Here is a 23,868-nt window from a genome sequence, read left to right as displayed (position 1 = left end):
GCTTAGCCGGATATGGGTGAAGGACTGGAGGTAGGAGGGAAGCTTGTCACTCTGGATCGTTTGTTGTTCGTTGCCTTTGGGCTTCGTCTGATGAACGATCGGATTACCGTTGCCTGACCGCGCGGTATCGGATCATATCTCGAGAAGCTGGTCTTAAGACAGGCTGCAAGCGAGCTGCTCGGCGTAGCTCCAATAAAGCAGCCCTGTCGAACACGTTAATGGCATTGTTGGATTGACTGGGTTGTAAAAGGTAACCCGGTCTGTTGCCGTTCCTTCGGAACGGGCAACGAGACGATGAGCATTGGCAATGAGAACGATTAAGTGTCGTAAGGGCATTTGGTGGATGCCTTGGCATGCACAGGCGATGAAGGACGTGATACGCTGCGAAAAGCCGTGGGGAGCTGCGAATGAGCTTTGATCCATGGATCTCCGAATGGGGCAACCCACCTTAAATGCTTGGGAATCTGGCGCCGCAGGCGCCGCGAATAGCGAATAGTGAGTAGCGAATAGTTTTTAAATTCTATTCGCTATTCGCTAACAACTATTCGCTGCGTCGCAAGGCGACGCCAGGTTCCAAGCATTGTGATAAGGTATCTGCACCTGAATACATAGGGTGTAAGAAGCGAACGCAGGGAACTGAAACATCTAAGTACCTGCAGGAAAGGACATCAACCGAGACTCCGCAAGTAGTGGCGAGCGAACGCGGACCAGGCCAGTGGCAATTGTGATTAAAGTGGAACGCTCTGGAAAGTGCGGCCGTAGTGGGTGACAGCCCCGTACGCGTAGATATCATGATTGTCCTAGAGTAGGGCGGGACACGAGAAATCCTGTCTGAACATGGGGAGACCACTCTCCAAGCCTAAGTACTCGTGCATGACCGATAGCGAACAAGTACCGTGAGGGAAAGGTGAAAAGCACCCCGACAAGGGGAGTGAAATAGAACCTGAAACCGGATGCCTACAAACAGTCGGAGCCCGCAAGGGTGACGGCGTACCTTTTGTATAATGGGTCAACGACTTAGTGTAACAAGCAAGCTTAAGCCGGTAGGTGTAGGCGAAGCGAAAGCGAGTCTGAATAGGGCGATTTAGTTTGTTGCATTAGACCCGAAACCGAGTGATCTAGCCATGAGCAGGTTGAAGGTTGGGTAACACCAACTGGAGGACCGAACCCGCATCTGTTGCAATAGATTGGGATGACTTGTGGCTAGGGGTGAAAGGCCAATCAAACTCGGAAATAGCTGGTTCTCCGCGAAATCTATTTAGGTAGAGCGTCGAGCGAATACCCCCGGGGGTAGAGCACTGGATGGGCTATGGGGACTCACCGTCTTACTGATCCTAACCAAACTCCGAATACCGGGGAGTACTACTCGGCAGACACACGGCGGGTGCTAACGTCCGTCGTGAAAAGGGCAACAACCCTAACCTCCAGCTAAGGTCCCCAAGTCATGGCTAAGTGGGAAAGGATGTGAGGATCCCAAAACAACCAGGATGTTGGCTTAGAAGCAGCCATCATTTAAAGAAAGCGTAACAGCTCACTGGTCTAAATAAGGGTCTTTGCGCCGAAAATGTAACGGGGCTGAAGCCATGCACCGAAGCTGAGGATTTGCAGTAATGCAAGTGGTAGCGGAGCGTTCCGTAAGCTGATGAAGGGAGACCCGTGAGGGCTCCTGGAGGTATCGGAAGTGCGAATGTTGACATGAGTAACGATAAAGAGGGTGAGAGACCCTCTCGCCGAAAGACCAAGGGTTCCTGCTTAAAGTTAATCTGAGCAGGGTTAGCCGGCCCCTAAGGCGAGGCAGAAATGCGTAGTCGATGGGAACCACGTTAATATTCGTGGGCCTGGTGGTAGTGACGGATTGCACAAGTTGTTCTGGTTTATTGGATTATCAGGGCAGCGGAGCGGTTCCAGGAAATAGCTCCACCGTATAGACCGTACCCGAAACCGACACAGGTGGTCAGGTAGAGTATACCAAGGCGCTTGAGAGAACTATGTTGAAGGAACTCGGCAAATTGCACGCGTAACTTCGGAAGAAGCGTGACCCCATGGTAGGCAACTATTATGGGGTGGCACAGACCAGGGGGTAGCGACTGTTTATCAAAAACACAGGGCTCTGCGAAGTCGCAAGACGACGTATAGGGTCTGACGCCTGCCCGGTGCTGGAAGGTTAAGAGGAGAGGTGCAAGCTTTGAATCGAAGCCCCAGTAAACGGCGGCCGTAACTATAACGGTCCTAAGGTAGCGAAATTCCTTGTCGGGTAAGTTCCGACCTGCACGAATGGCGTAACGACTTCCCCGCTGTCTCCAACATAGACTCAGTGAAATTGAATTCCCCGTGAAGATGCGGGGTTCCTGCGGTCAGACGGAAAGACCCCGTGCACCTTTACTATAGCTTTACACTGGCATTCGTGTCGGCATGTGTAGGATAGGTGGTAGGCTTTGAAGCGGGGACGCCAGTTTCCGTGGAGCCATCCTTGAAATACCACCCTTATCGTCATGGATGTCTAACCGCGGCCCGTCATCCGGGTCCGGGACAGTGTATGGTGGGTAGTTTGACTGGGGCGGTCGCCTCCGAAAGAGTAACGGAGGCGCGCGATGGTGGGCTCAGACCGGTCGGAAATCGGTCGTCGAGTGCAATGGCATAAGCCCGCCTGACTGCGAGACTGACAAGTCGAGCAGAGACGAAAGTCGGTCATAGTGATCCGGTGGTCCCGCGTGGAAGGGCCATCGCTCAACGGATAAAAGGTACGCCGGGGATAACAGGCTGATGACCCCCAAGAGTCCATATCGACGGGGTTGTTTGGCACCTCGATGTCGGCTCATCGCATCCTGGGGCTGGAGCAGGTCCCAAGGGTTTGGCTGTTCGCCAATTAAAGCGGTACGTGAGCTGGGTTCAGAACGTCGTGAGACAGTTCGGTCCCTATCTGCCGTGGGTGTAGGAATATTGACAGGATCTGTCCCTAGTACGAGAGGACCGGGATGGACATATCTCTGGTGGACCTGTTGTCCTGCCAAGGGCATAGCAGGGTAGCTACATATGGACGGGATAACCGCTGAAGGCATCTAAGCGGGAAACCCACCTGAAAACGAGTATTCCCTATCAGAGCCGTGGAAGACGACCACGTTGATAGGCCGGGTGTGGAAGTGCGGCAACGCATGAAGCTTACCGGTACTAATAGCTCGATCGGCTTGATCGTTCTCATTGACTATGCTCATCGAACAAAGTTCGATGTGCCAGACCTTTGTCCTGACGCGCCATGGCGCTGCGGACGGCCCGCCAAACGATTGGCGACGGCCTCTGGCCTGTATCGGTGCCACAAGCACCCGCAGCCGGAAGAGGTTCCAAAAGACGTGTTCAAAACCAGCGAAAGAGAACCAAATAGCGCTATTCGCTATTGGCTACTCCCTATTCGCTCCAAATCCAGCTTCTCAAAACAACAAAGTTGCGCTTTGCCGACCTGGTGGTTATGGCGGGGTGGCTGCACCCGTTCCCTTTCCGAACACGGCCGTGAAACGCCCCTGCGCCCATGGTACTTCGTCTTAAGACGCGGGAGAGTAGGTCGCTGCCAGGTCTGCAAAACGCAACTTTGATAAAACAATCTTCTCTAAACAAAACAAACGGCCCATGCCGAACAAAAAGGGTCGCCCAAGCGGCCCTTTCTGCTGTAATATAATAACGCGGGGTGGAGCAGCCCCCGCCGGAACCGCAGAAGGCAAAGCCTTCGAGGACCGGCAAACAAAAAGTCCGGGCTTGCCCCAGACAGCTCATCATGGCGCGGGGTGGAGCAGCCCGGTAGCTCGTCAGGCTCATAACCTGAAGGCCGCAGGTTCAAATCCTGCCCCCGCAACCAAATCCCAAATACACATACGCAAAAGCCCGCCTCCTGCGGGCCTTTTGCGTTTCTGCTTACCGGTGGGTCGAGACCTTGCCCCCAAGTTTTATCCAGTTTTGAGTTCGCTCCAGCGGTTTTTGGTTGCTGTTGTTGGTTCGGTAGCGGCGGGTTGCGGTGCGGAGCCATGGTCGCCATCATCGCGATCTGGATTGGCGTCAGTCTGATCACATCGACAATGATGCTGAAGGTTATCTCAGTTCGAGCCTGAGTTGCCAGGCATGCCTAAAGAGGCATGAAACCACCGAGCCACAACCAGAGGCCAGCGAAGACCATGGATAGGAGTGTGATCGGTACGCCAGCTTTCGCGTGATCCCGAAAAGTCAGCCGTACCCCTTGGGCTGAGGCACGCTCGGCCACGATCAGATTTGCAAGGCTTCCGACCAGAAACAGGTTTCCGGCCAGCGTCGAAAGAATGGCGAGGCCGATCAGGACCCCCTCCGGGATCTCTTGCCAGACCTTCAGGATCATCACCACGGCGGGAACATTGCCGATCGTGTTGCTCAGAAAGAGCGAGATCGGCACAAGGAACGAAACTCGATCGGGAAGGAGGCCATGGGCGGCGAGCATCCGCACGGCCTCCTCCGGAATTCCCGTCCGCGCGAAGGCGTCGTTGACGACGAACAAGGCCGCAAACAGGATCAGCAATGGCAGATCGATTTCGCCGAAGAGTTGCCGGGTCGGAAGGGTGCGGCTTACGATCAGGCAGGCGGCGACCAAAAGAGCCGAGATCTCGCGTGGCAGCGGCGTGGCAAACAAGACAAGCAGCGCAAGAAGGGCGACGGTACAGATTCCAACTTGAGCGCGGTGGAAGGCTACAGGCTCGAGGGGTGCGCCGTCGTCTGCCGCTGCGAGACTTGATCGCCAGATGAACGCGATGCATCCGAAACTGAGAACAAGACCTGCGATCGCCGGAACGACGGCCTGCGTGAAATAGGGCCAGAACCCCAGCGCGCCGGCCTGACCGATGAGGATATTTTGTGGATTGCCGATCAAGGTGGCGGCCGAACCCGCGTTGCTGGCCGCTGCGAGACCAAGCAGGAATGGCCGTGGGTCGAGTTTCCGCACTTTGAGGCCGGTGCACAGCAGCGGCGTCATGGCGAAAACAACGATATCGTTGACAAGGAAAGCGGAGAGGATGCCGCCGACCGTGATCGTCAAGGCGAGCAGGCGCAACGGCCTGCCTGCCTGGCCCGCTATCCAAACCGACGCCGCGTCGTAGAAGCCGCTTGCACCAACACGCGCGGAAAGGATCATCAAGCCGCCAAGCAAAAGCAAGGTCGGAAAATGGATCGCTTCGCTCATCCCGTCGACGGGAACTGCCGCGAGAGCGACCAGCGCGACTGCGACGATCATTGCGATGCCGGCGCGGTCGATCCTAAGTCCCGGGACGCGTCCCAATGCCATCCCGAGATAGGTGAGCCCGAAGAGAATAACGACGAGATTTGTCATTGTGTGAGGCCGTCCATCGCGTCCGTTTTCGATCGCACCATTGTGTCGACAAAGGCCGGCAGCCGGTCAAGCGGCTCCTGACCTGCCCACGTCTTGTTTCGCTAATTTCCAACGCGAGTAGAGACGCTCTCCACTGCAGTTTCTCCGGCCTCGCATCGTCGCCTGTCATCTGATTGTGGTGAAGATCTCCGCTTATGATCTTGTAGAGCGCCGCCGATTTCAGGCGCGTTGCCCATCCCGCCCCAAGCCATGCACCGAACAGGCTTCCACCGAGCAGGTTGGAAACGATAAGCCAGTTCTCAGCGAGAGCGGCGAAAGGCACTATTCCGGCGCGGAACGGCAGGGCGGTTGCGACCACAACGAGGCTCATGGCATTGTTAAGGATGGCCACTTCCAGGGTCGCGAAACTGAAAAGGCCGATCGGAAGAGGCAAGCGGAACTGCGCGCCGCCAAGGCCAACCAGCCTGCCGAGGGTGCCGATAATTGCGCCTCCGTCGAATGCAATGGGTAAGCTTCGAGACTGAGGTGCTGTCGTTGCGTTCATCGGTATTGCGGTCGATAGCGCCTGATGGAAATATCGACTCTGTAGCGGCTTTCGTTGGCCCATGCCAGTCACATACCCGCCAAGTGTAGCTAATGCTTCATCATTATCGGGAGCGTTCTATGTGACAACAGATAGCGAGTGACGCGGCCGAGCAGCAACTCCAAGAAATATCCGTGCTTGTAGGCGCCGATCAGCAGGCAGGTGGCCTTCTCGGTTTTTGCGAAATCGAGGATCGTTTCGCCGACGGAGCGGGCGCCTGAGTTGATCGCGATAACGTCGCCGTCGAGTCCGAGTTGCTTGAGCAGTTCCCGCGCCGTGAACTGATAACTTCCGTCGGGTCTGTCGTTGACGCAGAGAACGGTAATGCGATCGGCCGTCGCCAGCCAGTGTCTCGCCGCGACGACGGCGCGCTGCGCATGATCCTGCGGCTTCCAGCCAATCACGACATGGCCGAGCAGGTTGCCGGCATATTGGCCGGGTGGCGGCACCAGCACCAACTTGTGTTCGTTGAACAGGATGTCGTGGAACGTGTCACGGGCATCCATGTTGCCATGGCACGGGGCAACGACAAGCGCCGTCTCATGGCATTCGGTCGTCACGCAACGATCGAGATCGCCGCGGCAGTCGTCGAGAAGGAGCCGGTCTCGATCAGGCTTACCTTGCTTCCAATCCTCGAAAGCGCGTGCGACACGCTCGAACCGCTGCGACGGCGAGCCTTCATCGTGCTCTCTCAGTAGCTGCAGGTCGATCTCCTCGGCCGCAGCGATCATCCTTTCCGGATCCGCGCCGACATGGGCGGCGGCCATGGTGCCATTGATGGCACCTGCGGCATCCTCGGCGATATCAAGGCAAGAGCGTGCTGTTGCCGGATCGGGCAGCAATGCGAGAATATCGGCATGGACGGTGATCTCATGCACATGGTCGGCGAAGATGACGCCAGCCGGTTGTGACGGCGGTCTCGACGAGCCGTCACTTGAGAGCACATAGTTCATGTCGGACCTCCTTCCACGATGCTTGCATCGCTCCCAGTCCACAGAACTTCATTTTACGCCCGCGTCGCATGGCTCGCAACGCCGCCGGCGGTGCAGGATTGTTCAAGGTCACCCGTTCAATTGATCGGCGCCTCCGGCCGGCCGACGCTGCGAGAATGTCCTAATATCGAGATCCCCGCCAAAACTCGTGCGCAAAGGCGCCGCCTCGGTAACGTTGAAACTGCGGGTTCCGTCGTCCCGGAGTTCGGCGCCAGGACGCCACGTCCGACCTGCCTCCGTTGGCGAACTCGAACATGCGGGTGACGAAGAACATGCGCGCGCGATCGTCGAGGAAGGTGGCGACGATCTGCCGGGCGATCTCCGTGCCTTCGCGTTCGTTGGTCGTAGCGAAGGAATCGTTGAACGAAGAATCCCTCAAACTTTTGCCAGAGCTTCAGGTCCTTGGCAGCGCAGCGTCGTATCACTGTAGCAGGCCCCGCGCGCGCTTCTTCCCCAAAAGAGGGAGCAAGAGATCGGCCACCGATATCAAAGATATGGACCTTCCGCTGCCCGCGGCTGCCAATACGTCGATAACTTCATGCGACGGCGGTCGGAACCTTCAATGTCTTCGATCGGTTCGTACGCGTGAAGTGGAGGAACTGATCATGCCCGCAAAAAATGCTGCCCCATCCGAGAAGGGCATTCCTAAAGACCAGCGCGTCAATCGCCCCGACCACAAGGAAGCGCCATCGGACCCTGACGATCGCAAAGATCCGCCCCGAGATACAAGGGAGGCGCCCGTGCCCAACCCAAACAGCGAGCCTGTCGACAAATCTTAGCGCCGCCAGATCGTCGCCAATTGACTTGAGGACTAGCGGAGCATTTGCCGAGGATCAGCAAAAGCAACGGCAATGGAGAGCGTTTGTTGAAGACGTTGCCCATAATCCGGGTGAATTGATGGATGTCATCACAGATATCGCCGCATTTCTGATGCCTCATGCCTCGCCGCGACAGATGAGGCGTGCATAATCCTCGGATCAACCCATTTATCGGTTCTTAAGCAAAGAATGACAGTTTGGCTCCGATCGGTGGTGGGGGTGCATTCGTGGTAAATGGTTTGATGTCGCAAGTTCGCATTCAGACGAAGGTGCTGGTACTTTTGGCGCCATTCGTCATTAGCCTATGCGCAGTGGGGCTGACGGGCTATTACGCGGCCAGCCTTCTCGAAGGTCGGATGGAGATCTCCAACCATGTTTTGCAGTCCCTGAACGGGTTCAAACATGTTTCTTCCAGCATGACCGGCTTTCTGATGAAGCCGTCGCAGGAAGCCCGTGATACCGCGCTTGCGGATGCCCGAGAGCAACTGGGCAACCTGAAGCAGACGATCGAGAGCCTAAGGCCGACGACCGATGTGGGGCTTCTTGACCGGGCACTCGATCAATCGCAAATCATCCCGCAAAAGATCGAAGCGATCTGGCAAATCGAAACGGGGCAGCAGAAAATTCTCAGTGATGTTGACGCTGCTTCCGCGGCACTTCTTGATCTGCAAGGGCAGGTTGGCAAGCGCTCGTTCATGCTGATGGCTAGCGCGAAGAAGACGGAAAATGCCAACAAGGGCGGACTGAACAATTCCGTCTCCGTCAGCGCCGCCGCCAGTGTCGCGACAAAACTTCGTAATGACTATACGAATGCGATGACGCCGGCTGACAAAGTTAGCCTGTTAGCCAAATACGCGCCCGATTTGCAAAAGGCAAAGGAGCAGCTTTCGCCTGCGGTCGCGACCGACAAACAAGCGTTCGCCGCGCAGTATGCCGCTGCTGTGGACGTCATTGCCAACGCTTCGAAGGTGTCGCCTGACACTTTGGATGTCCCAGCAACGGATGCCACCGTTGCCAATCTTGCTGCAACTGGCGACAGTCTCAAGGCGGTTGGCGACGATCTGATGCGAACCTCCGTGCTCGCGCTTGCCGCGTCGGACAAGGATATTTCGCAGGCGACGAATGTCGGCAACGAACTGCGCGCCATCGTTAACAGCAATAACGAGATCCGCGTCGGCTTCGCCGAACTCGCCGGCAATCCAGACGATGCGCGAGTGAAGAAAGTCCAGCAGTCGATCTACATGTATCAGACAGAGCTCGGCCGTCTTGCCGGCGTGGTGAACGACGATCCGGTCTTTGCCGAAATTCCGAAGAAGGCTCAACCCGTCCTCGATCTGCTTGCAGCAAACGCGGCGGCGCTCTCCGAAGGTGCGGCGCGCAAGCTGGCTGAATTCGACAGCGCTGCGGCGCAGATCGACAACACCTGGAACCTGCTTGCTCAATTCGCCGAGACGCAAAGGCAAAATGCTGGGCAGGATCGTCAACAGGCCAATAGGGTATCCGGTGGCGCCATTGTGTTCGGCATCCTGATCGCTATGACGGCGGGTGCCGCGCTGGTCGTCACCCTGAAGGGACCGATCACCCAGATTACCGCAGCGATGCGCAAGATCGCAGAGGGAAGGCTCGATACCGCAATCACCGGCGAGGCACGGGGCGACGAAATCGGGGAAATGGCCCGGGCGCTTTCCGTCTTCAAACAAAATGCGCTGTCGAATGTCGACATGGAACATCAGGCCGAGATCGCGCGGAGCGATGCGGAATCCGAGCGCGCCCGTAACGAACTCGAGCGACGTAGCGCCAAGGTCCAGGTTGACGCCGCAATCGAGGCGCTTGCAGAAGGGCTCACGCGGCTGTCGCGCGGAGAGTTGAATTTTTCGATCGATACGCCGTTTGCCGCCGACCTCGACCGGATCCGTACCGATTTCAACATGTCCGTCGCGGGTCTCAGGGAGACGCTTTGCGATATCCGCGAGACGTCTTCCCTCATCAGCGACAATGGCCGACAGATGGCGGAAGCCGTTGATGACCTAGCCAGCCGAACGGAAAAGCAGGCCGCCGCACTTGAGGAAACCGCAGCGGCAGTGGAGGAGATTTCTTCCGCCGTCAACACCTCTTCAGGACGGGCAGCAGCAGCGCTTGCGCTTGTCCAACGCGCCAAACAGGGCGCCGACGCCTCGGCTTCAGTGGTCCAAAACGCGGTTTCTGCCATGGGACGAATTGAGGACGCGTCGGGCAAGATCGTTCAGATTGTCAGCGCCATCGACTCCATCGCTTTCCAGACCAATCTCTTGGCCTTAAATGCGGGAGTCGAAGCGGCAAGAGCGGGTGAGGCCGGCAAGGGCTTTGCAGTCGTGGCGCAGGAAGTGCGAGAGCTGGCGCAGCGATCGGCTCGCGCAGCCAAGGAAATCGGTGAGCTCATCAACAATTCCGTCCGAGAGGTTGCATCCGGCTCCGAATTCGTCGGCCGCACCGGCGATGCGCTGATGGAGATTTCCAGCGAGATCGTCCATATTGTCGGTCATATCGAGCTCATTGCCTCGTCAAGCCGCGACCAAGCGACGACACTCCATTCGATCAACGCATCGGTGAACGATATTGATCGTATGACGCAGCAAAATGCGGCGATGGTGGAAGAGACGAATGCTGCCACCAGACAGCTATCGTCCGAGGCGCTTGCACTTACCGACATGATTGCGCGCTTTCGGCTTGAAGGCCACGAGCGCGCGGCTTCAAGAGGGTACCAGACTGCGGCGGCATGACGGCAGCATGTATTCGCAGTACCTGATAACTTGCTTTGAGATGGATGATTTCCGATCATCAGGCTGATGAGTGATACGTTTCCCTTGATCAGTTTTCAGGCGCACGATAGTTGCTAAAATAGCAATCTTCTAATATACGTGGAGCCGCCGTTTTAATATTTCCGCAGCGGCAAGCAACGTCCCTCCAACTGACGGGCGTTTATTATCCTATTCAGCAGGACGTTCGATTTCATGAAGTAGATTAGAGATTTATGGGAGGAGGAATAATGCGAAAATGGGCATCTTCTCTACTGACGGCCCCGCATGGAAGGCGTCTTCTTCTCTTTGCTATCTCGGGATTGCCAACGTTCTGCGCAGTGGTGCCCTTAGCTGGCGCCGCGTCCGCGCAGGCGCCGACCGAAGAGCAGCGCAATGCGATCAAGGCGGAATGTCGCTCCGATTTCATCGCGCAATGCTCAGGGGTGACGCCGGGCGGCATCGAGGCGCTCACTTGTCTGCAACAGCATAATGCCACACTGTCGGCGGGCTGCCGGAAGGCGGTGTCGGCGGTGAGCAAACCCAAGTCGACATCCGCGGAGCCGGCCCCGGCTGCGCCCGCAACCACCGGGGCGACCACACCGGCGCCGGCGACGGCCGCACCGACGCAGGCGCAGCGCAATGCCGTCAAATCGGCTTGCCAACGCGATTTTATGGCGCAATGCTCTGGTGTCAAACCGGGCGGTACCGAGGCGCTCAGCTGCTTGCAACAGCACAGTGCCGCTCTATCGGCGCCGTGTCAGCAGGCCGTTGCGGCCTTGGGAGGATCAGCCGGGGGAGGATCAGCCGGATCAACCCCAGCCAGCGGCGGTGCTGCCGCGACGGTTGCGACCACGCCTGTTCCTCGGACCATGATGCCGGCCTTCTCGCCGCGCGAGGAACTGATGATCCTGCGCGAAACCTGCGGATCGGATTTTCAGGCTCTGTGCCGCACGGTGCCTTTGGGCGGAGGACGGGCTATCGCTTGTCTGCGGGACAATTTGCAACGCGTGTCGCCTGCATGCCACCGGGTCCTGACCTCGGGATTATAGTGTCTGTTCGAAACTTGCGCAGTGAAGAGACTCAACAGCAACTTGCCTCCGCGTGAAACCGCTGGTGATTGCGCGACAGGCTGTTGCAACAGCCTTACTGAACCTTCGGCATCTCCGCCTCCGCGACGGCTGCTGTCTTTATGCGCCCTTTCCAATATTCCTCGAGGCGCTGCAGCAGGACGTAGAAGGACGGTACGAAGAGCACGGCGAGGCAGGTCGAGGCGATCATCCCGCTGAAGACCGAAATGCCGATCGACTTGCGGGCGGATGCGCCGGCGCCCGTCGCCAGCACCAGCGGCAGGACACCGAGAATGAAGGCGAAGGACGTCATCAGAATCGGCCGGAAACGCAGGCGGGCGGCCTCGACTGCGGCATCCACAATTTCCATGCCTTCCGCCCGCTTTTCCCGCGCATATTCGACGATGAGAATGGCATTCTTCGATGCCAGCGCAATCAGCAGGACGAGCCCGATCTGCGTATAGAGATTGTTGGCAACGCCCGCTGCCGTCAGGGCCGCCACCGTGCCGAGGAGGGCGAGCGGCACGGCCAGAATGACCGCCAGCGGCAAGATCCAGCTTTCATATTGGCCGGCGAGCACGAAATAGACGAGGAAGATGGCGAGCGCGAAGACGAAATAGATCTGCCCGCCCACGGCCTTCTCCTGGTAGGATAGAGCCGTCCATTCGAAACCGGCGCCCGGCGGCAGCGTTCGATCGGCAATCTGCTCCATGACGTCGAGCGACTGGCCGGAGCTGAAGCCGGCGGCCGGCCCGCCAACGATCGTTGCCGAGGGGTAGAGATTGTAGAGGCTGATCAGGGAGGGGCCTTGAGTCGTCGTGACATCGACGACCGTGCCGAGCGGCACCATTGTCCCGTCACCGGCCTTGACCCTCAGCTTGCGGATATCATCCGCGCTGACCCGGAAATCGGAAGCGGCCTGCGCATAGACCTGGAAGGTGCGGCCGAATTTGTTGAACTGGGTCACATAGCTCGAGCCGACGTAGCCGGAGAGCGCCGAGAAAACCTGACCGACGGTAACCCCCAATGTCTCCGCCTTGATGCGGTCGACGGCGACTGCGAGTTGCGGCACGTTCGAGCGGAAAGGCGTGCTCAGCCTTTGCAGCGACGATTGGGCACTGCCGTTCTTGACGATCGTATCGGCAAGCGATTGCAGCAGCGGGTAGTCGGAAATGCCGTTCTTGATCTCGACCTGCATCGTGAAGCCGCTGGCATTGCCGACGCCCTGGATCGGAGGCGGCACGACCACCAGCGTCTTGGCGGCGAGCACGCTTTGCAGCGCGCCGTTCAGATGCTGGTAAATCGACAGCAGATCCTGCCCCTTCTGCTTGCTGCGCTCGTCCCAATCCTTCAGCACGACATAGGCGACGCCGGCATTCTGCAGGCTGGCATTGTTGTCGAGAACGGAAATGCCGCTGATCGTCAGCACCTGATCGACGCCAGGTGTGGCTTCGGCGATCTTGCCGACCTCGTTCATTACGGCATCGCTGCGCTCCTTCGAGGCACCGTCAGGCAGTTGTGCACTGATCAGCACGTAACCTTGATCCTCGATCGGCAGGAACGCGGTCGGCAGGCGGGTGAGACCCCAGACGGCGACCCCGATCAGCACAATTGCGGCTATGGCCATGACACCGGCGTGGCGGGTCATCGATCCGATCAGCCCGGCATAGCCGCGTTCGCCTTTGTCGTAGACCCTGTTGAAGCCGCGATAGAGGGCGTTGCGTTTCTCGGGCGGGACCGGCGGCCGCAGCCAAAGGGCGCATTGCGTCGGTTTCAGCGTGGCGGCATTGATGGCACTGATCAGCGCCGTGGCGGCGATGACGAGGGCGAATTGCCGATAAAGCTGTCCGGTCAGGCCGGGCAGGAAGGCGGCCGGAATGAAAACGGCCATCAGCACCAGCGTAATGCCGATGACCGGACCGAGGAGTTCCTCCATGGCCTTCTCGGCCGCCTGTCGGCCGGACATGCCCGCCTCGATGTGGCGGGCGACACCCTCGACGATGACGATGGCATCATCGACGACGATGCCAATGGCGAGAACGATGGCAAACAGCGTCGACAGGTTGACCGTGAAACCCAATGCCGCCATGGCCGCGAAGGCGCCGATAATGGTGACCGGAACGGTGGTCGCCGGAACGAGCATTGCCCGCCAATCCTGCAGGAAAACGAGAATGACGATGAGAACGAGGACGCCCGCCTCGATCAAAGTGACGTAAACCTCGTCGATGGACGCCTTGACGAATTTCGTCGTGTCGAACGGCACATGATATTCGAGGCCCTGCGGGAAGCTCTTCGAAAGCTCCTGCATTTTTGCGCCCACCTCCTGCGCCACCGCAATGGCGTTGGCCTCCGGAAGCTGAAAAATGCCGATGCCGGCCGCCGGTCGGCCGTTCTGCATGAAGGACTGGCTGTAAGTCTGGGCGCCGAGTTCGACGCGACCGATATCGCGGATGCGCGTGACGCGGCCGCCTTCCCCGCTTTCGACCTTGACGACAATATTCTCGTAATCGGCAGCCTCGTTCAGCCGGCCGTTGACATTCAGCGTGTATTGGAAGACCTGCCCGTTCGGGACCGGCGGAATGCCGATCTGGCCGGCGGCGACCTCCTGGCTCTGCTGCTGCACCACGTTGACGATATCCTGCGGCGTCAGACCGCGCGCCTGCAGCAGGTTCGGGTCCATCCAGATACGCATGGCATACTGGCCGGCGCCGAACACGGTGACGTTGCCGACGCCCGGCAGGCGGGCGAGTTCATTCTGCAGGTTGATGACGGCATAGTTCGACAGGAACAGGCTGTCATAGCGGCTGTCCGGCGAGGTCAGGCTGACGAAGCCGAGGATCGCCGTCGATTTTTTCTGTGTCGTGACGCCTTGAACCTGCACCGCTTCGGGAAGCGATGACATCGCTATGGCGACGCGGTTTTGCACCAGAACCTGCGCTTGATCGGGATCCGTTCCGATGGCGAAGGTCACCGTCAGCGAATAGGTGCCGTCGCTGGCGCTCGTCGACTGCATGTAGAGCATGTCCTGCACGCCGTTGACCTGCTGCTCGATCGGCAGAGCGACGGTGTCGATGAGGGTCTGGGCGCTGGCGCCTGGGAAGCGCGTCGTCACCTGCACCGTCGGCGGGACGACATTCGGATATTGCGCCACGGGCAGTTGGAACAGAGCCACCGCGCCGATGAGCACGAAGACCAACGCCAGAACGTTGGCGAGTACCGGTCGCTCGATGAAGAAGCGCGAGATCATGCTGTTGTCCTTAGAGCAATTCCAGGAAAGGTGCGAAGCGGTTTTCCGTTCGGAATTGTGACAAAACAAAAGGTTAGAGCGGTTCTGCGTTTCCATGAAAAGCTGAACCGCTCTAGACGGTCAGGTGAAGCATGGTGGCGAATTCATTGCGTGGTGGTGGTCTTTGCCTTGGTATCGCCAGCGGCAGCTGCCGGCGGGTTCATTTCGATCTTCTCGGGCGTGACCTTGCTGCCGGGGATGGCCTGCTGGATACCTTGGGTTACGACCCAGTCTTCCGGATCGAGGCCGGAGTCGATGACACGGAGTGCACCTTCGCGCTGGCCGGTCTTGACCTGCTTCTGCTCGACGACGTCGTCCTTGCCGAGAACGAGCAGGTAGCTGCCCAGTTGGTTCGTTCCGATGGCGTCGTCGCGCACCAGCAGAGCCTTGTCGTTGTGGCCGACCGGCACGCGGACGCGCACGAAGAGACCGGGCAGCATGGCGCGGTCCTTGTTGTCGAACAGGGCGCGTACCTGAAGCGTGCCTGTGGAGGCATCGAGCTGCGGCGATACGTAATCGAGATGTCCCTTGTGGGGGTAGCCTTCCTCGGTCTGCAGGCCGAGCTCCGCCGGAATGCTTGGAAGGTCCGTCTGCTTAAAGGTGTGCCCCTGCCTTGCCAGCGTTTCCTTGATCATCAGCACCTGGGTTTCGCTGACGTTGAAATAGGCATAAAGCGGATCCGTCTGAACGATGCTGGCGAGTTTGGTGGGACCGGATACGCCGACAAGCGCGCCGATATCGACGAGGTGATCGGTGACGGTGCCGTCGAACGGTGCAAGCACTTCGGTATATCCGAGGCTGATCGTCGCGAGATCGAGATTGGCCTGAGCGTTGAGGATGGACGCATTCGCCTCGTCGAGCGTCGCCTTGGCGCTGTCGACGGCGGTCTGCGTGGTGACCTGTTGCTTCGATAGATTGAGCTGCCGGTCGTATTCCTGCTGCGCGCCAACCTGAGATGCCTGTTGCGAGGCGAGCGATGCCTTGGCCTGATCCAGTTGCGCCTGGTAGGTGTTACGCTCGATTCCGAAGAGCTTGGTGCCCTTCGTCACCATCATACCGTCCTGGTAGTCGATCGATTGGACATAGCCTTGGACACGCGCCTCGATATCGACGGAATTGAGCGGCGCCGTATTGCCGGTGAGTTCGAAATAGAGCGTTACCGGTTGCTGGACCGGCAGGGCGACGCGAACCGAAGGTGGAGGAGGGGCAACGTAAGTGTTGCCGCTTTCCTCACAGCCAGCGAGAATTGCTATGCCGGCGAGCACCACGGACAGGTGCAGACCCTGATACAATCTCACACGCATTGCCGCCGCCCCGATGTTTACGAGCAATTTCAAAGATCTACAGCATCCTTTTGCGCGTGTGAAAAAGACGCGCGACGCTGTAATCTCCATGCGTGCCTCGGCGGAGACGACCCTTCTCCGAAAAGTTCCGGGCATGCGATATTATGTCGCGGCATTGCTAAAAATTGCAATAGCTGCTGGTGCGCAATTAAACTGTGAGCTCGTCCTCGACGGACGCCGTGACGCGGCTACGATTTCCCGGGGGCCACGTAGGTCCTGCAGCCACCGCGATTGCTTGCAAGCTGTGCAATAGCACCCGTCATCATAGCGGAAGACAGACCAAGCGCGGAACTCTTTACTTTCCGGATCTTGTACGGCGGCAATCGGGCAGGTTTCATTGTTGGAAAATCAGCAGCACGTAAGCCAGGAAAAGCACCAGATGGACAGCGCCTTGCATGAGATGTGTGCGGCCGCTGGCAAAGGTGATGATGCTGACGGCAAGAGTAAGCAGGAGCATCACCAGATCCCCATGCTCCAGGCCGAGCGTCACGGGGTGTCCGTAGAGCTGACTGACAACGAGCATCGCCGGCACCGTCAGCCCGATCGTCGACAGCACCGAACCAAGGAAGATGTTGACGGAGCGCTGGAGATTATTGGCGATGGATGCACGCACGGCGCTGACTGCTTCAGGCGTCGCGACGAGGATGGCCATGACAACACCGCCAAATGCGGTTGGAGCATGCAGGGTTTCGATAATGTAATCGATTGGCCGGGCAAGCTGTTCGACGAGAAAGACGACAGGAGCCATATGGGCGAAAAGCAAAATGGCATGAAGCCAGACCGGTCCATGACGAGGGACACGTTCGCTGATGCGCTCGTGACGGTTGCTGTCGTCGGTGAAATAGTCCCGATGGCGGCCGGCCTGAAGAAACAGAAATGTGGCGTAAAGGCCGACCGATATTATACCCAGTATCAGTTGTCTCGGTGCAGATGGATGCTGACCCTCCGGCCCCGCAAGAAATGTCGGCATCACCAGGCTCAGGGTCGCCAGCGGTACGATGACCCCGAGATAGGCGTTGGCGCCCTGCAGGTTATGCTGCTGTTCCGGTCGCCGCCATGCGCCCAGCAGCAAGGACAGGCCAACCATGCCGTTCAGGATGATCATGACGACTGCGAAAAGGGTGTCGCGCGCAAGTGTGGGATTGTTCTCGCCGTGAAGCATGACGGCTGATATTGCCATCACCTCGATTGAGGTGATGGCAAGCGTCAGAATAAGCGTGCCGTAGGGCTCCTTCAACCGCTCTGCCAAATGATCCGCGTGCCGGACAACCGACAGAGCGGAGCCGAGGACGGCAGCGAACAGCCACGCGAAAACGACAGTGAACCAAAGCGGATCGGAAAGGTGCCCGAAGAACTGCTCCTGGAAAACAAGAAACGCCAAGCTCGTCGCGACGCTGACGCCCAGGAACCATTCCTCGCGTATCAGGCTGCTTGCGCCGACAGCGCGCAATGCCGGACCGTCCGTCATCGAAACCACCCGCCTTCTGGCAAATGCCACCGCAATGCGATCGTCAAGACCATTGTGTCCGCCCGCTGTCTTGTGCCCGTCACATGAGCGGGTGGAGACGAGGCTGCCTCAAGGTGAACCGAAGCTCAAGCCAGATCGTGTGTCACTGACTAAAACTTGCAGGTCTCTCTATCTCATCATCCATTGTTCCCGACAAAGTGACTGCCGAAACAGAGGGCAAGCCGAGGCCCGGCCAACGCGCGGCGCGGGCGGTTGTAGTGCGTTGCGGCTGCTGCTCGCGCCGTCTTCCATTATCCGCGGCCGGTCGCCGGGATTGCCGCCCCGGTGACGACAGCTGCTGCCGGCGAAATCAGGAAGGCGATGAGGCGGGCGATCGATTGCGGCGATACCCAGCCGTCCGTCTTCGCATCGGGCATGGCCGCGCGGTTCTCAGGCGTGTCGATCGTCCCGGGCAGGATGCAGTTGGCGGTGATGCGGTCGTCGCGGCATTCGGCAGCGATCGCCTCGGTCAGCCGGATGACGGCGGCTTTCGAGGCGGCGTAAGCGGCCTGCTTGGCGCCGGCCTTCAGGCCGGGTGCGGCGGCGATATGAACGATGCGGCCGTAGCCCGCGGCCTTCATGGTGGGGAGAACCGCGGCGCTGATCGTCAGGGCAGTGCGGGCGTTTGCCGTCATCATCGTCTCCCACTGCGCGGGGGCCTCCGGTCCGACCGGTCCCATCTGGAAACCGCCGACGGTGTTGACCAACGCGCTGACGCCGCCGAAGCGCTTGACGGCCCGGGCGACAGCGGCGGCGCAGGAGGCATAATCGGTGAGATCCGTTCCCGCGATCGTCAGAAATTCGGTGGAAGCTGGAAGATCGCCGGCCAAGGCTTCCAGCTCATGGCCCGAACGGTTCATGCAGACGAGTTTTGCGCCGGCGCTGGCAAGCTCGCGGACAACGGCGCTGCCGAGGTTGCCGCCGGCTCCCGTCACGATCACGGCTTTCTGTTCGTTCATGGCAATCGATCTCCTGACGGTGCCCGCGCTGGACGCTGCCGCGCATTGTTGATCCAGGCTGTGCGCCAGCGCAAGCCCGCCGCCCAAGACAAGGTCAGATGTTTGCGGAACGGCCCGCGGAGCTATCCGCGGGCCGTTCGTCTCTGATCGTGTGTGGGATCTGAGATCAGTGATATTTCGCCCGTTCGCGGCCGAGGATGACGGGTGCGTCGAGGCCGGCGATCGGACGGGTGACATCGGCCGGGATGTCGCCGGTGAGCTGCAGGTCGAGATAGCGAGCGCAGCAGACCCGCAGGAAGGACGTGAAGTTGCCGAGATCGTGGCCGGCATCGATCGATTCATGATGCAGCCGGGTGATCAGCTGGACGACATTCATGCCGTCGCGCCGGGCGATTTCCTCCAGCTTCGCCCAGAAGAAGTTCTCCAGCCTGACGCTGGTGACCATGCCGTCGATGCGCAGCGACCGGGTGGTGCTTTCCCAGAGCCGCGCATCCGCCTTGATGAAGAGTTCACACATATCATCCTCCCCAGTGCAGCCCTCCTCAGGCGGCGTTGGTTTCGAGCAGTGCTGCGGCATCGAGCACAGCCATGAACTGGCGCAGCCACGACGGATGCGCCGGCCAGGCGCCGTGACCAGATTGCCGTCCGAGACTGCATCGCTGATTGATATGTCGGCATAGATGCCGCCGGCAAGTTCGACTTCCGGCCGGCAGGCGGGATAGGCCGAACAGGTGCGGCCCTTCAAAACCCCGGCAGCGGCAAGCAGCTGCGCGCCGTGGCAGATGGCGGCGACGGGTTTTCCGGCGTCGAAGAAGTGCCGCACGGATTTGATGACATCGGCGTTGAGGCGCAGATATTCGGGCGCACGGCCGCCGGGGATGACGAGGGCGTCGTAATCTTCGGCGCGCACGCTGTCGAAGGTGGCGTTCAGCGCGAAATTATGGCCGCGTTTTTCGGAATAAGTCTGGTCGCCTTCGAAATCATGAATGGCTGTGGCGACGGTGTCGCCGGCCTTCTTGCCGGGGCAGACGGCATCGACGGTATAGCCGCAGGCGAGCAGCGTCTGGAACGGCACCATCGTTTCGTAATCTTCGGTGAAGTCACCCGTGATCATCAGGATCTTTGAGGCTGGCATCGTTTCCTCCCTGTGAAACCAACTGGCGGAGATTAGCAAAGAGCTGCTGCGAGCAGGCACTATGGGAATACTACAAGCGAAAATCCCACTCGACGGGCGACGGCATCAGACCGCCCTGACTTTCACATCAGGCACTGCGCAAGCCTCGCCGCCGCCGAAGAGACGGGAACGAGTGAGGAAGCGCTTCTCGCGGCCATTGTCGAGCGAGAACATGCCGCCGCGTCCCGGCACGACGTCGATGATCAGCTGCGTATGCTTCCACGCCTCGAACTGGCTGGCGCTGATATAGACCGGCACGCCGCCGATCTCGCCAAGCTTGACGTCGCTGTCGCCGATCATGAATTCGTTAGCCGGATAACACATCGGCGAGGAGCCATCGCAGCAGCCGCCGGACTGGTGGAAGAGAATATCGGGATGATCCCGCTTGATTTCCAAGATCAAATCGAGGGCGGCGTCGGTCGCGAGAACACGCGGTTCGCCGTTGACGGTGCTTTCCATGGCTCTTCCTCCGAAGTATCGGGAGAAGGATTCCCCTCCCCAACCACTCCCCACAAGGGGAGGGACTTATAGTGCTGCTCCGACAACTCAGCTCGTTGAAGTTTCGGCAAGGAGATACCTTTTTAGAACGAGAGAGTTCAACGGGTTAAGCCCCTCCCCCTTGTGGGGAGGGGTTGGGGAGGGGTTTGCACCCTCCCACCATGCGAACGCTTCTCAGAAGAAGCCGAGTGCCTTCGGGCTATAGCTCACCAGCATGTTCTTGGTCTGCTGGTAGTGGTCGAGCATCATCTTGTGGGTTTCACGACCGATGCCCGACTGCTTGTAGCCGCCGAAGGCGGCATGGGCCGGGTAGGCGTGGTAGCAGTTCGTCCAGACGCGGCCGGCCTGGATTTCGCGGCCGAAACGGTAGCAGCGATTGGCGTCGCGGCTCCAGACACCGGCACCGAGACCGTAGAGCGTGTCGTTGGCGATTTCGAGCGCTTCCTTCTCGTTCTTGAAGGTTGTGACCGAAACCACCGGTCCGAAGATTTCTTCCTGGAACACACGCATCTTGTTGTGACCCTTGAAGATCGTCGGCTTGACGTAGTAGCCGTTTGCCAACTCGCCGCCGAGATCGTTGCGCGAGCCGCCGGTCAGCACTTCCGCGCCTTCCTGCTTGCCGATATCGAGATAGGCGAGGATCTTTTCCAGCTGCTCCGTCGAGGCCTGGGCGCCGATCATCGTCGCGGTGTCGAGCGGGTTGCCCTGCTTGATCGCCTCGACGCGTTTGACGGCCTTTTCCATGAAGCGGTCGTAGATGGATTCCTGGACGAGGGCGCGGCTCGGGCAGGTGCAAACTTCGCCCTGGTTGAGGGCAAACATCGCAAAGCCTTCGAGCGCCTTATCGAGGAAGTCGTCGTCTTCGGCCATCACATCGGCGAAGAAGATGTTCGGCGATTTGCCGCCGAGTTCCAGCGTCACCGGAATGAGGTTCTGGCTGGCATATTGCATGATCAACCGGCCTGTCGTCGTCTCGCCGGTGAAGGCGATCTTGGCGACGCGCTGGCTGGTCGCCAGCGGCTTGCCGGCTTCGAGGCCGAAACCGTTGACGATGTTGAGCACGCCGGGCGGCAGGAGATCGCCGACGAGTTCGGCCCAGAGCAGAATCGAGGCCGGTGTCTGTTCGGCGGGCTTCAGCACGACGCAGTTGCCGGCGGCAAGCGCAGGCGCCAGCTTCCAGGTGGCCATCAGGATCGGGAAGTTCCACGGAATAATCTGGCCGACGACGCCGAGCGGCTCATGGAAGTGATAGGCCACGGTATCGTGGTCGATCTCGCCGATCGAACCTTCCTGGGCACGAATGCAGGAGGCGAAGTAGCGGAAGTGGTCGATCGCCAGCGGAATGTCGGCCGCCATGGTCTCGCGGATCGGCTTGCCGTTGTCCCAGGTCTCGGCCTGGGCGAGCAATTCCAGCTTGTCTTCCATGCGCTGGGCGATCTTCATGAGGATATTGGAGCGCTCGGCAGCGGAGGTGCGGCCCCATTTTTCCTTAGCCGCATGGGCGGCGTCGAGCGCGAGATTGATGTCCTTTTCATTGGAGCGGGGAATGTCGCAGAGCTTGCCGCCGGTGACGGGCGTGAGGTTTTCGAAGTATTTCCCCTCGACCGGCTCGCGCCATTCGCCGCCGATATAGTTGCCGTATTTCAGCTTGAACGGCGATTCGACGATTTTCTGATGAAGCATGTCATCCTCCCTTGATGATCCAGGTTCCCAAGCGAACCGGTGGGAGGAAAATGTGCATATTTTGGCGAAGGGAATAGGGCGGGTCTTCCATACCGCAGCGCACAGTGTCGCAGACCTGCGACAGCATCGGTTCACGATTGCTCCAGGAGCGGAACCTTTACCCTGATCAGTGGAGATCGAGCTTCTTCATCTTCCTGTGCAGCGTTGCGCGGCTGATGCCAAGCGCGATCGCCGCCTGCGAGACATTGCCGCCGGCGCGCGACAGCGCCCGCAGCAGTGCCGCCTTTTCCGCCTCGACGATCTCGTCCTGCTGGCAGACTCCAGCCTCGTGCAGGGCATCGGCGGCAGGAATGCCGGCGGCGATGCGCTTGTCGTCCAGCTGCAGTGCGATGCGGGCGGCGCGCGTCGCGCCGAGCACCAGATCATGCCTGTCGACGGCAAGCAGGGCGGCGGCGGAATTGGCGCCGGCCGGGACCATCAGGAAACGTGCGCCCGCAAAGGCCGAGCGGAAAAGGTTAAGCTCGATGCGCATCGCCGCATCGCGCACGGTCTGCGTCAGGATTGCCAGCGTCATCTCGTTGACGTCGTCGCGGCATGTGGAGATGTCGAGGGCTGCTGCCACTCGGCCACGATGATCGCGGATTGGTGCCGTCGTGCAGCTGAGGCTGGTGTTCGAGCAGAAAAAATGCTGATCGCGGAAGATGGCGACGGCTCGCTCGTCAGCAAGTGCGGTGCCGATGCCGTTGGTGCCTATGCTGGCCTCGGTCCAGACCGAGCCGGTCCACAGGCCGAGTTCGCGGAATTCCTTGTCGTCGCCGGCAGCGCCCCGGCGCTCCAGTGCGATGCCGTTCTTGTCGGTCAGAAGCAGGCAGCAGCCCGCCCTGCCAACGGTGGTAAAGAGACGATCGAGCTCTTCCGTCGCGCTGGCGATCAGCTGTTCGGACTGCTCGCGCGCACGGCGGAATTCCTGGTCGGTGAGGCGCAGTGGAGCCCGCTGGTCCTCGGGGGCGAGCTGATGCATGGTCATGCACCGCCGCCATGAGGCGACAACGGGAGAACTGGCCGCCGCAGAATCGCGCTGGGCAGACGTGTAGACGTGCTCGGCGTGCGCTGAGTGTTCGTGCATCGGCTCCTCCCACCGAAGTTCAGCACATTCTGATGGAAAAGCGGCTGGTTTGCAATCGGCCGGTACTGGCGGTCATCGGCATGCGGCTCTGCCTGACGAAAATCGCGGAAATCACATTTCGGTGTTTGGGAGGCCATGGCGTAACAAATGACCCCTCTCTCTCGTAGTTCTGTACGTAGAAGGTTTGCCAGATGAGGAGATCCGACCATGCTGAATAGACGATTGTTGCTGATGGGCGCCGCGCTTGGAGCGTTTGCGGTTCACTTGGGCCTGGCCGGCAAGGCGATCGCCGCCGAGACGTTTGCGGTGACGCACACCGACGAGGAATGGCGCAAGCTGCTGACGCCGGATCAATATGTCATCCTGCGCCGGGAGGGGACGGAACAGCCCTTCACCAGTGCCTTGCTGCATGAGGAGCGAAAGGGCAATTTCGCCTGCGCCGGCTGCGACCAGGACCTCTTTTCCTCGACCACCAAATTCGACAGCGGCACCGGCTGGCCGAGCTTCTGGGCGCCGCTCGAAAAAGCCGTCGGCACCACGAGCGACACGACTTTCGGCATGGTGCGCAACGCCGTGCACTGCAGTCGCTGCGGTGGGCATCTCGGCCATGTCTTCGATGACGGCCCGAAGCCAACCGGGCTTCGCTACTGCATGAATGGGCTTGCCATGACATTCCGTCCGGCCTCGGCCTGATCCAGGGATGACCTTACTCGGTGC

Annotated in this window: 13 protein-coding genes, 1 tRNA gene, 2 rRNA genes and 2 pseudogenes; 6 read left to right on the top strand and 12 right to left on the bottom strand. The window is 59.5% G+C overall.

From position 1 onward, the window contains the following. Positions 1 to 315: 315 nt before the first annotated feature. The 3 genes from N1937_RS19730 to N1937_RS19720 all read left to right on the top strand — a co-directional run bounded on the left by N1937_RS19730 (position 316) and on the right by N1937_RS19720 (position 3,847). Positions 316 to 3,193 (top strand): 23S ribosomal RNA (locus tag N1937_RS19730). A 260-nt stretch (positions 3,194 to 3,453) separates the two neighbouring features. Next, a 5S ribosomal RNA gene (gene rrf / locus N1937_RS19725) occupies positions 3,454 to 3,568 on the top strand. Positions 3,569 to 3,770: 202 nt separating this feature from the next. Continuing rightward, positions 3,771 to 3,847 (top strand) — tRNA-Met (locus tag N1937_RS19720). Between the two features lie 264 nt (positions 3,848 to 4,111). On the opposite strand, the gene N1937_RS19715 is transcribed toward N1937_RS19720, so the two are convergent. The 3 genes and pseudogenes from N1937_RS19715 to N1937_RS19705 all read right to left on the bottom strand — a co-directional run bounded on the left by N1937_RS19715 (position 4,112) and on the right by N1937_RS19705 (position 6,874). Further along, positions 4,112 to 5,338, bottom strand: coding sequence for an SLC13 family permease (locus N1937_RS19715; RefSeq protein WP_260056808.1), 1,227 nt, complete (start codon positions 5,336 to 5,338; stop codon positions 4,112 to 4,114). Positions 5,339 to 5,528: 190 nt separating this feature from the next. Beyond that, a pseudogene (locus tag N1937_RS19710) lies at positions 5,529 to 5,882 on the bottom strand (sulfite exporter TauE/SafE family protein); the annotation flags it as partial. Between the two features lie 89 nt (positions 5,883 to 5,971). Further along, the gene (locus N1937_RS19705) at positions 5,972 to 6,874 is read right to left on the bottom strand and encodes a universal stress protein (protein WP_222296460.1); all 903 of its coding nucleotides are present in this window, start codon (positions 6,872 to 6,874) and stop codon (positions 5,972 to 5,974) included. Positions 6,875 to 7,958: 1,084 nt separating this feature from the next. Between N1937_RS19705 and N1937_RS19700 the strand changes: the two genes are divergently transcribed. After that, a complete protein-coding gene (locus N1937_RS19700) occupies positions 7,959 to 10,490 on the top strand; it encodes a methyl-accepting chemotaxis protein (protein ID WP_260056807.1) in 2,532 nt (843 codons plus the stop codon). A 266-nt stretch (positions 10,491 to 10,756) separates the two neighbouring features. Next, on the top strand, positions 10,757 to 11,557 hold the full coding sequence (locus N1937_RS19695) for a hypothetical protein (protein ID WP_260056806.1): 801 nt from the start codon (positions 10,757 to 10,759) through the stop codon (positions 11,555 to 11,557). 94 nt (positions 11,558 to 11,651) lie between these two features. Here the strand turns inward: N1937_RS19695 and N1937_RS19690 are convergent, their stop codons facing one another. The 9 genes and pseudogenes from N1937_RS19690 to N1937_RS19650 form a co-directional block, all read right to left on the bottom strand. Further along, entirely contained in the window at positions 11,652 to 14,822 is a 3,171-nt protein-coding gene (locus N1937_RS19690; protein ID WP_260056805.1) for an efflux RND transporter permease subunit, read from the bottom strand. 143 nt (positions 14,823 to 14,965) lie between these two features. Continuing rightward, the gene (locus N1937_RS19685) at positions 14,966 to 16,165 is read right to left on the bottom strand and encodes an efflux RND transporter periplasmic adaptor subunit (RefSeq protein ID WP_222386942.1); all 1,200 of its coding nucleotides are present in this window, start codon (positions 16,163 to 16,165) and stop codon (positions 14,966 to 14,968) included. A 373-nt stretch (positions 16,166 to 16,538) separates the two neighbouring features. Further along, the gene (locus N1937_RS19680) at positions 16,539 to 17,672 is read right to left on the bottom strand and encodes a calcium:proton antiporter (protein WP_260056804.1); all 1,134 of its coding nucleotides are present in this window, start codon (positions 17,670 to 17,672) and stop codon (positions 16,539 to 16,541) included. 290 nt (positions 17,673 to 17,962) lie between these two features. Beyond that, positions 17,963 to 18,670 carry an SDR family NAD(P)-dependent oxidoreductase gene (locus N1937_RS19675; protein ID WP_260056803.1) on the bottom strand — a complete coding sequence of 236 codons (708 nt, stop codon included), beginning with the start codon at positions 18,668 to 18,670 and terminating at the stop codon, positions 17,963 to 17,965. 166 nt (positions 18,671 to 18,836) lie between these two features. After that, the gene (locus N1937_RS19670) at positions 18,837 to 19,187 is read right to left on the bottom strand and encodes a ribbon-helix-helix domain-containing protein (RefSeq protein ID WP_017968034.1); all 351 of its coding nucleotides are present in this window, start codon (positions 19,185 to 19,187) and stop codon (positions 18,837 to 18,839) included. A gap of 25 nt (positions 19,188 to 19,212) precedes the next feature. After that, a pseudogene (locus N1937_RS19665) lies at positions 19,213 to 19,805 on the bottom strand (DJ-1/PfpI family protein). A 105-nt stretch (positions 19,806 to 19,910) separates the two neighbouring features. After that, the gene (locus N1937_RS19660; protein WP_222386939.1) at positions 19,911 to 20,303 is read right to left on the bottom strand and encodes a DUF779 domain-containing protein; all 393 of its coding nucleotides are present in this window, start codon (positions 20,301 to 20,303) and stop codon (positions 19,911 to 19,913) included. Positions 20,304 to 20,516: 213 nt separating this feature from the next. Beyond that, positions 20,517 to 22,025 (bottom strand): aldehyde dehydrogenase, encoded by a 1,509-nt coding sequence (gene adh / locus N1937_RS19655; protein ID WP_017968031.1) that lies wholly within the window; start codon positions 22,023 to 22,025, stop codon positions 20,517 to 20,519. 166 nt (positions 22,026 to 22,191) lie between these two features. Then, positions 22,192 to 23,151, bottom strand: a complete 960-nt coding sequence (locus N1937_RS19650) for a helix-turn-helix domain-containing protein (protein ID WP_222282197.1) — start codon at positions 23,149 to 23,151, stop codon at positions 22,192 to 22,194. Positions 23,152 to 23,358: 207 nt separating this feature from the next. On the opposite strand from N1937_RS19650, the gene msrB reads away from it, so the two are divergent. After that, positions 23,359 to 23,844 carry a peptide-methionine (R)-S-oxide reductase MsrB gene (gene msrB, locus N1937_RS19645; protein ID WP_017968029.1) on the top strand — a complete coding sequence of 162 codons (486 nt, stop codon included), beginning with the start codon at positions 23,359 to 23,361 and terminating at the stop codon, positions 23,842 to 23,844. The last annotated feature ends 24 nt before the right edge of the window (positions 23,845 to 23,868 follow it).

It is taken from the genome of Rhizobium sp. WSM4643 (assembly GCF_025152745.1).
GTDB lineage: Bacteria > Pseudomonadota > Alphaproteobacteria > Rhizobiales > Rhizobiaceae > Rhizobium > Rhizobium leguminosarum_I.
Note: the sequence above shows the minus strand (reverse complement) of the source record. Positions and strands in the feature narration are given on the sequence as shown.